General features: G+C 54.9%; 2 protein-coding genes. Both read right to left on the bottom strand.

Annotation, left to right across the window (positions count from 1 at the left end):
* Window positions 1-118: 118 nt before the first annotated feature.
* Window positions 119-5842, bottom strand: coding sequence for an AvrE-family type 3 secretion system effector (locus tag ACKC9G_RS11035; RefSeq protein ID WP_411405250.1), 5724 nt, complete (start codon window positions 5840-5842; stop codon window positions 119-121).
* A gap of 398 nt (window positions 5843-6240) precedes the next feature.
* Entirely contained in the window at window positions 6241-12000 is a 5760-nt protein-coding gene (locus ACKC9G_RS11040) for an AvrE-family type 3 secretion system effector (RefSeq protein ID WP_411405252.1), read from the bottom strand.
* Between the last annotated feature and the right edge of the window lie 459 nt (window positions 12001-12459).

Below are 12459 nucleotides of genomic sequence, written 5' to 3' on the forward strand. Positions count from 1 at the left end.
GCCACGGTCTGAGTTCCATGAGTACAAAAAAGCCCCGATGATTCGGGGCTTTTTTATTGCTGCTCTCAGGTATTTGACTCCTGCGTTGTAGCGCCCGCAGGAGTGCAAACAAAAGGCATCAGATAATCTGCTGATGATCCTCTGCGGCCAGATCGCTGGCAGCGTTACGGGTCGATTCAGTTCCGTGAGCCAGCTGGCCACGTACACTGAAGTGCGTTGGGATACTGGTTTCACCGTCGTTCGGGCCGTAATGGAATTTGATCTGCCCGATCAGCTTATCCATGCCCACGGTAGAGATACTGCCGCCACCAACCAGAATCTGCAGTGGTGTGAAGGTCTCTGTCAGTGAGGCACCGGAGACAACTTTGATGTCCTTGATGCGCAGGTTCTTCGGATCCTTCATCAGGAGTGCAATGTCAGCTGCGGAGTATTGGCGAAGGGCAAGTTTGCGCTCGGCATCCGCCTTGATGTCCTGTTTCAGCTCCATCGTGACCCTGGCGCGGGCGTTGATGGAGTTTTTCATGGTGTCCATCAGGGTGCGCAGCTGCGGATCATTGGCGGCGAAAGCCTGAAGCTTCTTCGCGGTTGATACGCTTTTTTCGTGGGACAAATGCGAGAGCAGTACCTGCGTCATGGATTCCTTATCCAGACGATTCAGGTTGGTGTAAGTCGTGGAGAACTTCACTTCGCCCAGCTGGTAACTGTGGTTGGCATAGGCCAGGGCACGGCTAAGTGCAGTGTCGACTGCGTTAATAGCTGCCCATTGCTCCTTGTTCACCTCTGATTTGGTCTTGAGGAAGGTGTTAAGACGGCGCAGCTTCTCAAAATCCAGCTCACGGTCACTCAGTGGCCGGTTGAAATCTTCCTTGGTGAGCCCCTGAATTTCAGCCAGTTTTGTCAGGGAATCGCGGTCATTGAACGCACTCTCCAGCGTGGTGAGCAACTTCTGGACGTGGTCATGATTTAACGGACCAAACTGCTTGATCTGTACATCAATCTGTTTGGTTTTCGAGTCTTCAAAGCTGGCACGAATCTCTGCACCTGTGAAGGAGCCAAAGTCGTTGATCTGATGCTTGCCGTCTTTCGACGCATTAGCGGTGATAGCTGTCTGGCCATAGGCGCCGACGGCGGCACTGCCCTTGGTCAGGAAGCCTTTTTTGGTATTGGTGACATCACGTTTACCTGCTGCCGCCAGTTCTTCATCGATGGTGCCGGCCATGCTCAGCAGGTTAGCGGTCAGCGTGGCACCAAATTCACCACGTGCCAGCATGGAAGGGTTACTGTCGTTTTGGCTCAGATCTACACCTGCACGTACGCCGACACGACCGGTGAGGTCCAGACTGAAGGATAGGGTGTGGCCATGTTTGCTGGCGTGATCCAGACCTTTCTTCATGATCTCCTGAGGGCTGACACCGCCATCCAGTAGTGAGTTAACAAACTCATCAATCTGCGCTTCGGAGAGAACAAATTCGATGCCCTGGCGAGAGGCGTGAGAAAGGGTGCCGGCCAGCGTCAGACCTGCACGCAGGTCCAGTGTTGCCTGACGTTTCTCGCCGGTATCGTAATGGAAGGCGTTGCTGAAGTTGGGCTCGTTAAGGTCAATACCCGCCATAAAGGGCAGTACGTTCTGACCAAAGAAGCCACCAGCGCTAATGCCCTGAACCTTGTTACGGCCCATATTAACGACCAGGTTGCCATCATCACGCAGTACCGTCAGTGAACGGGCAACACCCGAACTGAGACCCGCGACGACAGAGCTGAAGATCGGTAACTGGTTGACCGGGTTATAGACGGTATTCACGCCGCCTTCGTAAGAGCGCCCAAAGGAAATGGATTCCCCTTCGCGCAGGGCGCTGATGATTTCCTTCATGGCGCCGCGTAACTCTTCTTTGGATGGGGCATCCAGCGCTGAACGGCTGGTCATGGCCACGCCATGATCTTCCTTGCTGAAGGCTTTGCCAAAGCTCTTGATCGTATCGTAGTTGGCTTCGATGTCGTTGTAGTCGGCATGGCCCATTTCGGTGGCCATGCGCACATCGCTGTTGCGATATTGCTGATCGCGCAGGTTAACAAAATCGGCACGAATGCGGTCCATCTGGTTCTTGGTGGGTGAGGCGTGACCATTCATCACATCCTCCATGCGCACCAGCATCTCACTGACCTTGTGCAGTGTCAGTGTGTTCAGCGCCAGACGTGCCTTGGCAAGGCTAGCTTTATCCGCCGTGTCACGCTGACGGCCGAAAGGAATATCAGGTCGGCTGTGCCCAAGCTGCACATTACGCTCGGAGAGAAGGTTCAAGAGCGCAGCGGTGGCACTCTGATCATCAGTCATGCCGCTGAGATTCCAGATATTTCTGAGCTCAGTCGTCAGGTTATGCCCCTTGGTATGGGACATCCGTTCCTGATGCTTGGGATGAGGCTTGGCCTTGATCTGGCCATGGGCATCCACCACCTTGGCTTTGGCGGCGACCAGCGACAGGGTATGCAGTGAGCTTCGGTCCAGCTCATCACGCAGCAGGGTGATTTCATCCAGCATACGCTGGAAATCCTGGCTGGCCTTGGCCGTTTCCGGATTGAGGGAGTTAGTGGGCAGTCTGCTGGCGAAACTCTCCAGCGTATTGACCCGCTCGGTCATATTGCCGCGCTTGGGCAGGTTATGAGTCTGCAGTGCATCCAGCTCATAGTGCAGGCTCACGCTTTCATCGTAGAGCGGGCGCAAGCCTTCGCGGCCACGGAAGGCGTGTTGAATGGCATCACCCGCAATTTTCATCGAGCGGGGAACTTCCATCGTCGGTTTAAAGTAATGGGCACGCAGACGATCACGGAAGCGGCTTTGTACCTTGCCGCGCTCTGCATTGGGAGAGCCGACAATACTGGCGGTCACATTCAGGGAGCGACCGTGAACCGTCTTGGTTTTCATGCTGGTTTGCAGACGGTCAAAGGCTTCATCAAAGCGTGTGCGGCGGGTGACGTCCGGGTCTTGCCCCTGATGATTCTCCAGCGCCGTCCAGCGGCCATTCTGTACGGAGAAATGGTCGTTGCCACGGGTCATGGTCAGCTTGCTGTCACCATCCACGGAAAGGTGGAAGGGCTCGCCCTCAGCGAAGTCATGCTCGCGGGCGAAGGGCATCTGTTGCCAGCTAATGTCATTGGGATCTTTGCGACGCCACTGATCCGGCGTCATCATGTAGGCGTCGCCCTGTTCTGTCAGGGCGATCAGGTTCTCGTTCTCGTCAAACTGTACCTGCTTCAGGGTCTGATCTGCAGGAATGCCTCTCTTGGTCAGGGCTTCGGGCGTACCCAGCGCGCCGTGGTAAGCACGGGAGTGGGAGACGACCCTGATATTGCCTTCGGCATTCAGGCCAACATATTCATGGGAGTTAACGATAGCGGCAGAGACGTAGTTGTCGTCAGCCTTGCCACCCTTGAGCTGAGGGCCAAACCCTGGCTTGTTGCGCTGGATGCCCAGCTCATAGATGTTGGCACCCATAAACTGACTGTTGGTGCCTTCGGTGTAGTCGAGTGAGCGGATCTGGCCGCCCTGCAGTACATAACTGAAACCATCCAGGCCGCGGCTCACCTCGCGTACATCACCGGTCTGCATTTCCTGCCAGTTTTTGGTCAGCGCATCGCGGTACTGTAGCTTGCCGTCATTGACGCGCAGGGAACCAAAACGGTCAAAGTGTACGGTTCTGCTATTCGGGTTCTCAGTTTCAAGGCCCTGAGAGTTGTAAGTTGCCAGGGCATCACCCAGGTTCCAGCCCACGCCGAAGTCGCCACGGGCGACTTCCGGACAAGAGTGCGGATGCTCGTTACCACCTTTCAGAATCGCATTGAGGACGCCTTTGCCGTCGGTGAAGAAGCCAGCAAGACGGTGTTCCTTGTCATACTCACGGAAACCGGAAGTGTGGTGGCGCATCGGGATCGGACGCTCGTTGCCGGCGTTGGCGGTGACTTCATCCACGGTCAGCGAGTAAAACTCCCCATGACCATCAGCGATGTACATATGGTCACCACTGATCGCGATATTCTGCGGAATCCCGGCATCGGCCGTCAGCTCATGGCCGATGATGTTGTGGGCCATTAAGCGCAGGTTCGATGTGATGGTATTCGGTGTGCCGTCATCATTCCGGGTCGTGATGCTGACCCTGGCATCACCGTTGGGACCTTTCTGCAGAACGATCAGGCGGCCATCGGCATCCATGTGATGGCTGACGATCGGCTGATCCGACATAAAGAGCGGCTCATCCGGATTGTTCAGATTGGAGACGCTGTAATGTGTACCGTCATGAACAACGCCGGTTACCTGATTGGCATTACTACTGAGATGTGACCAGCTTTGGCCATCATGAATCTCAAAGTTTTCCCAGCGCGAAGCCCCGAAATTGAACTGTTTCAGCTCGCCATTATGCATCTTGAAGGCATTGTCGCCGTCACGATGAATACCATGCACATGAGCATCGTGATGGAAGTCCGGTGCATCCAGTTTGACCCCGGTGTTAACGACAGAAGCAGCAAGGACGCTGTGATAGGCGGCCATGCCGAGTTCATCGCTGCGCACGTGATGGGTGAAACCGTCGTTATCGCGCAGAATAGCGCGACTTTCGCCCGTCCTTGCCGACCCCGAGTTGGAGCTTTGCACCATGTTAAAGGTACGACCATGAGCACCAACGGTTTTGCTCAGCAGTTCGCGCATTTGAGGAGAGGTGTCGGTATTGAACTCAAGCTGGCCTTTGTCGCCTTTTTTGAGATCAAACTGGACGCCTTTGCCGAACAGCGGTGGCAGCTCCTCTGGTTTAGCGCGGAATTTCTGCAAGCGGGTGGTCGGCGTGCCATCGGAGTGATGGGTTGCCCAGTAGTTCAGGCGTCTGAACGGGTTTTTGCTATGGGCCGCTTCTGCGGATGCTGAGCTATCCGTTGAGGAAGAGCTGCTGCTGGAAGAGGACGTTTCAGTCTGACCGCTGGCCTGTGAGGACGAGCCCGATGAGCTGGTGCCCTGCGAGCTATGGCTATCATGGCGCTCAAGGGGATTGGGTTGAACCGCATCACGGGAGATCCGGTTACGTGAGCGTTCCGGAACGTTGGGCCGCTCATCATCCACGATGCCGCCATGCATCATCATGTCCTGCGGTGTTAAGGCATTGCGGCTGCTCTGGCCGTTATTGCTGAAAATGCCAAAGGGGTCGCCACCGCTACTCAGGGGCGCAAAAGGATCGTTGGGGTCAAATCCTCCACGCTCATTGTTATCCTCGAAACGAACCTGCTTACCTTTCGGGTCGTTCTTGTGAACATTCAGTGGGCGCACGAAGTCGTCACTGACCTCTGAATGACCACTGCCTGCGACCGATTCGCGAGAGGCGTTTTCCAGCTGATCCAATGGCCGTTGCTGAGCAGGCGCTTCCGGCTCTTTCTGGCGTGTTGTGTACGGGGTGGGGGCTTTGCCCTGAGGCATGTCCTCATAGCGTCTGCCGGTCAGCTGCTCCTGCATGACTGGTGCTTTACCGGTCGGCATCATTTCATAGGGCGAGCCCACCAGACGGTCCTGGGGTTGTGGCGCCAGTCCGGGCGTATCGCTGCGGGTGGACGTTTCCTGTTTCTTGGGTGAGCGCAGGCTTTCTGCCAGACGGGTGAAATGGCGAAAGCGCACCTTCTGATGCTGGTCATTCCCATTCTGTGAGACCTGGGGCGGCTGGCCGGAATTATTTCCCAGATTTTCCACAGCATCAGGGCGTGATGATGCTGTCTGCTGCTGATTGAGATGACTTTTCTTTTTTCCATGGTGCTCGGAGGATTCCACCCCCGACGCCGGTGAATTACGGAAAAGATTAATTAACTTGCTCACGGCCGCCAGTCCTTTAAAAACTTTCTCTTCGATAGCTATCGTCTCTGGTGGCCGTAATTCTTCCATGCTCGGCGTTTCAGAGAGACCTAGTAGATCATCAGATACCCTATGTACTGTTGTGAGTGGTTTAGTTCCGACGAAAAGTTGCAAATTTAGGTTGTTTTTTGTGCTTAAAAATCAACCAGTCGGTTAGATGCACGTTCAGGGGAAAATACCGTCAGGTTTCCGGCGTTTTTAACGTATTTATCTGTCTTTTGGCGTGTTAGAGGTGGCTGTTTGTCAGGCTGAGGGCTGACTTGATGCCGGAAAATAAAAGGGGCTAAGCCAGATGAAAAAAAGCAGGTGTCTCCTTGAGACACCTGCTTGGTAAAAGCCAGTATTCAGGCTTGTCGAAGGGTTTAGCTCAGCTCCTGACCATAACGTTCTGCCAGGCTGGCGGTTGCGGCACGCAGTTCGCTATCACCCGTGGCTATGGCGCCCTGAATGTTGAACTGATGAGGGCTGTCGCTGTCATCTGCCGGGTATTTGAAATAGATCTGGCCGATCTTTTTATCCATTGATACCGAAGACATACTGCCGCCACCAATGATGACCTGAAGTGGTGTAAAGGTCTCAGAGAGAGAGGCCGAGCCCAGCACTTTAATATCGCGAATACGCAGATTGTTCGGATCTTTCATGAGCAGTGCGACATCGGCACCGGAAATAGTGCCGTTCGCCATGCAAAGCTCCGCAGCCAGTTTGACGCTGGGTTTGATTTCCATGGTGACCTTGGCCACCGCATTGGGGGTGTTGCGCATCGTCTCGATCAGGCTTTGCAGTTTCGGGTCGTGAGCGGCGTACTCCTGCACACGTTTGGCGGTTGAGCTGGCTTTGTCCTTGGACAGGTGCGACAGCAGCACCTCCGTCATGGAGTCTTTATTGATGTGGCTAAGGTTGGTGTAGGTCGAGGTGTATTTCACCTCGCCAAGCTGACAGGTCCGTTTCTTGTGGGCCAGTGCCTTGTTATTCAGTGCTACCAGCTCATTGATTGTCGCCCGTTGCTCCAGCGTGGGTTCCAGCTGATGGGACATATGGGTAATCAGCTCAGCCAGTTTATGAAGATCCAGATCCGCAGCACCTGGGCGCTCTGCCAGAGTATTGCTCTGCAGGTTTCGGATACGGCTGAATTCTTCCTGAGATTTTTTGTCGGTAAAGCGAGCACCCAGGCGGTCGATCATATTATTCACCGCATCGTGTGAGATCGGGGCCGCCTGCTTGACCTGCACGTCCACCTGTCGTGTTTTCCAGTCATCGAAGGAGATACTGCCTTCAATGCCGTTGAAGGAGCCATAGTCCTGCAACTGCTGTGAGCCATCATCGGTCAGGTTAAGGTTCAGGTAGGTCTGCAGCCAGGCGCCAACAGAGGCATTAAAGTTATTGAATATACCCGCTTTAACCGCCGTTACATCGCGCTTGCCTGCCTGCGCCAGATTCTCATCCTTGGTATGAGCATAGGTGGCGAGGTTAGAGCTGAGTCGCAAGCCGAGTTCACCTCGAATGCGCGCGAAAGGGTTGCTGGTATGTTCTGTCGCATCGGTACCCGCTCGCACACCGAAGGAGCCATTCAGATCGAAACTGAAGGACAGCGTTCGTCCATGCTTGTTCTCGAAGTTGGCGCCTTCTTCCATCATGGCGGTCACGGAGGTTTCGCCGTCGATCAGATCGTTGACGAACTTCTCGATGGCGTTCTCATCAATCGAGAAATCCAGACCACTGCGTCCGGTGCGAGCGAAGGTGGCTGCGCTGATGAAGCCTGCTCGCAGGTCAAAGCCTGCCCAGCGCGGACCGACGTCTTTCTGCAGGGTATGGGAAAACGCCGGATCGTTAAGCTCAACCCCTTGCATGATAGGAATGAGGTTCTGGCCAAAGAAGCCACCGAGGCTGATACCCCGGGCCTTGTTCTTGCCAAGACTGACGATAAGGTCGCCCTCATCACGCAGGAAGGTCATGGAGCGGGCCACGCCGGATGTCAGTCCAGCCATTACCGAGGTAAAGATTGCTGCCTGGGAGACCGGGTTGTAGGTGGTGCTGATACCGCCATCATAAGCGCGACCAAAGGAGATGGAGTCGCCTTCCTTCAGTGACAGAATCACATCCCGCATGGCCTCTTTCAGTTGCTGCTTGTCTTTGGCATCCAGTGCGGAGCGGCTGGTCATGGCCACGCCATGATCGTCCTTATGGAAACCTTTGACGAAACCCTTGAGGGTGTCGTAGTTGTTCTCCAGGTCCTTGAAATTGCCGTGGCCCATGTCGGTAAAGGTACGCACCTGCTGGTTACGGTATTCGTTATCACGGATATTGAGGAAGTCGTTGCGGATAGAACTCAGAACCTCGCTTTGTGACTGGGCGTTGCCCAGAGAAAGGCCTTCCAGTCGCGTTAGTACGCTATCGAGTTTATCCAGAGTGACGGCGTTCAGGATCAGGCGGGCTTTGGTCAGGCCGCTGTCATCACTGATATCCCGACGACGATTACCGGGATGATTGTGGGGGTGGCTAAGCTCAATACCGGCTTCATCCAGGGCCTCCAGTAATCGCGCTGTCTCGCTGCGACTGGCCTGCATGCCGTTATTGCTCCAGATATTTTTGAGCTCTTTAGCGAGGTTGTGGTTGTCATCCTTGCCGGAGGTGTTCTGGTGTTTCGCTTTGCTTTTCAGCCTGCCATTTTTATCAATCAGACCTGCCTTCACAGCCGTCAGCGCCAAAGAGTGGAAGCTGGAGGTGTCCAGCTCGTCACGCAAATGCTGAATCTCATCAAGCAGTTGCAACCCTTCCTCTGCCAGTGGCGAATAGTGCGGGTTGAGCTCGGGGTGCTTAAGTTTGTGCAAGCGTTCATCGATCGACTCACGTTTGACGGCCAGTGGCTCGGAGCGCGTGTGCAGGGTCGTATGCAGCTTGCCCAGATCTTTGTACAGACTGTCGAGCCCATCGCGGCCCTTGTATTGGTGCTGGATGGCCTTGCCGGCAATCTTGAGCGGGCGGGGTGTTTGGGTATCAAGGCGGAAGTAATGAGCGCGCAGGCGCTCGCGAAAGCCACTTTGTACTTTCTGGGTTTTTTCCGCGTTATTAAAACCCAGCAGACCGGCTTTGAATTTCACCTCGCGACCCAGCACCCGCTTACTTTTCTGGGCATCCGCCAGTCGCTTGAACTTGATATCAAACGGGGTGTTCTCGCGAACATCCGGTGACTCTTCTGCGGTACTACGCTTCCAGTCACCTTCGGTTGAAAGGTTCCATCGCTTGCCATCGCGATGCAGGGTAAGTTGCTGGCGGTCACGTGTGGAGAAATAAGGCGGTGCGCTGACTTCTGCCGGAGCCTCGGGCGCAGGCGCTGCGGCTTCCTCGCCAGCCTCTGTCTCGGACGGCTGCTCAAGCAATTGCCATTGGGCGGCTCTGGCAGTATCACGTTTACCCCAGGCGCTTTCCGGCATGCGCAGTACCTGACCCTTGTCCGTCAGGCCCACCAGATTGTGCTTACCATCGACATAGAGGTTGGTCAGCTTTTGTCCCTCGGGAATACCGGTCAGAGGTAACTTGAAAGACGGCTGCATGGCGGTGTGAAAGGCGCGCGAGTTATTAACAACCGTCGCCTCGCCATCATCGTTAAGGCCAATGAACTGATGGGTATTGAGCACAGCGGCGCTGACGAAATTATCGGCTGCGGTGCTGCCGGTCAGCTGGCCGCCCACGCTGGGCTGGTTACGCTGAATACCCGGGTTATAGATGTTGGCCCCCAGCGTTTGCTGGTCACTGGCATCGCTGAAGGCCAGTTTGCGGACCTGGCCATCGGCGACCACATAAGAGTGGCCGTCCAGCCCGCGGCTGATGCTCCTGATGTTATGGTTGCCCGGCATTTCCTGCCAAAGTCTGGTGACAGTGTCGCGGTACTGCAGCCGCCCGGCATGGGTTTTAAGGCTGCCGTAGCGGTCAATGTGCACCGTTGAGTTCTCGCTCGGCGGTGTCTGGATGCCGTTCTTATTGCTGAAGGCGAGGGTGTCGCTCAGATTCCACCCCAGCGCCAGTTTGCCACGCTCTAGCTCCGGGCAGCTGTGCAGTTGTCCATAGCGACCCTGAACCACGGCCTGAAGCGTGCCTTCATTGTCAGTAAAGAACCCCTTGATGGGGTAACGACCCTTCTGGGTCTCGTTGGTATTGGTGATAAACCGGCGGGGTAGCTCATCGCCCAGCCCTTCGATATCGGTGGTGTGGTGGCGAAGTGGAATCGAGCCGTTGTCATCCGGTGCCATCTCTCGCGGGTCATTCAGTGCGACGCTGTAAAGCTCACCGTGACTGTCCGCGATATAGAGAATGCCATTGCTGAGGGCGACCTGCGCTGGTCGGCCAGCCTCAATATTTTTACTCGGTTGATTGCTGGGGAAGGCGTTGAGATGAAAGCGGAACGAACGCTTGCTCATGCTGCCATCCGCATCGGGGGTCATGATGCTGACCTCATGGCCGTTTTTGTCATCCGTGACCAGTACCGCAAGAGCGCCGTAGTCGGCGTAATGGTGAGCGGTGACCGGTTTATCAGATTCAAACAGCACGTTTTGATCGTTCGTCAGATCGCGGATTTGAAAGTGCGAGGCGTCAGGTGCTACCTGCGCTGTCAGCCTGCCGTTGCTGCTTTGCAGCTGCACCCAGGGCATCACGCCGGGGGCCGGTTCGGGTTTCCAGCTGGCCGATTCATTATCGAAGCGCATCAGGTGGCCATCGTGCATGCGCAGTGCATTGCCCTGCGTATCCTTGAATACACCATTGATCAGTCCGAAGTGGTTGCTATCGGGTTGTCCGGTCTCCACTTCGGCACGTGCCTTGCCTTTGCCTGCACCCTGATACACGTCCTTGGACACGCTGGTGTGCAGCGCGATCATGCCGGTATCACTACTGATCAGATAATGGGAGAAACCTTTATTGTCCTTCAGGAAGGCCTGGTTATGATTTTCTGCACTGCTCTCAGGCTGCTCTACCTCAAGAAACTGTCTGCCATGTGCCGCCAGTGTTTTAGACAGCACCGCTTTCATCTCAGGTGAGGTATTTGGGTGAAACACCAGGGCTTTACCCGGGGGCTGTTTTTTCTTGGCGGGCTGAGTGTCCTCTGCCAGTGACAACTGGAACTGTATGCCGGTGCCGCGCATTTGGGGTTCAGGTGTCGGTTCGGGTTTAGGACTTTTGCGCAGCTTGTTGGTGGGGCGCCCTTCGCTGTCATGAGTCACCCAGTGATTAAGGCGGCTGAAAGGGTTGGTGCGTTTCGCAACCGGAGCTCCTTCCACACTGACCGGAGCGCCTGCCACACGGGTCTGAGAAGAGACTGCCGGGCTCTCGGGCTCATGATGCTCTTCTACCGCCTCGCGTTCTTCAATGGCGTTTTCTGCCCCTGCATCGGCTCTCTCCTGAGGTGCAGCGATGACGGATGAGGCGCGGGAGCTACTCGGCGTCACTGCTGGCGAGCGTAGCTGCTGGTCGAACTGGTCGTGATCACCAAAGATCTGATCAAGACTGGCGCTGAATTCATCCACCGGGTTCTTGACTGCGGGAGTGGATGTATTGGCTGGCAAACGTGGCTCAACCAGTGCCGTTGGGGATTGGTTCGCTTGAACAGGGTTATTTTGTGCCTGTGAGGAGCTGCCGCCTGGTCTTTCCTGCAGCTGGTTCATGACTGGGTGACTGCGAAGCGGATTTGGCCCTGAGGACAGGTTGGGAGTCTGGGCCTGTTGTGATGAAGCACGGGGTTCTACTTGAACGCTTGGGCGGCGTGGCTGATTTTGTAAAGGCGTTAGCGCTGCAGCTAAAGGCGGCGCAGTAAGCGGCCCGGAGCGAACGGTTGCTGCTGAGGTTGATCGCTCTGGCTCGCGAAGATCACCGGCCGCACGATGATTGCGAATGGCGGTGCGAGGGTGACTTACCGCCTCTCGAAAATTTCTGAATTTGCTTCTTAGTTTGCCCTTCTCCGGCTGCTGATGAACTTCCGGCGGTTGCGAACCTGGCTGGGGGCCGGTGACTGCATCGGCTCTGCTTGAGGCTTGAGGGCGCTGCTGAAGGGAGGTGTCTCGCTGTTGTTGTAAGGGGGTGTTATTGGCAACGGTATTAGCTGGCTTAAACCAAGAGTGAATAGTAGGTGGCACAACGAGCATCCTTTCATTAATAGCTAATGAAGCCCAAACAGAACTCCGCCTTCCATGGGGCCAAGTGAGGGTCTTTAAAAATAAATGGTAATAAGCTGACGCTATTTGTCAGTGAAAGGACGAAGAGTAATACATTTTTTTTGGTCTGCCAGTCTTTTTAAAATCTTTACATTTATGCACCATTTTGGTGAGCGTAATGCCCAGTTTTCATGCATGTTTCACGGCTGATTTTTACCGGGGTTAATAATCGCAGAGTAACGCTTGAGGGATTTGTTTAAAGTTATCGCCAGTGCTGTGAATTTTTTTGTTAATGATAATTCTTATTTAATTTGTGCGAATTAAGGGGGGTTATATTGAGGCTGTTTTTCGTGGTCTTGAGCGGTTTTATAAGCCCGGGAGGGTGCTATATGAAAGCGGGTTATATGCCATGAATCATGCAGAAGACAAAATAAAAACAGG

It is taken from the genome of Pokkaliibacter sp. CJK22405 (assembly GCF_046614695.1).
Taxonomy (GTDB): domain Bacteria; phylum Pseudomonadota; class Gammaproteobacteria; order Pseudomonadales; family Balneatricaceae; genus Pokkaliibacter.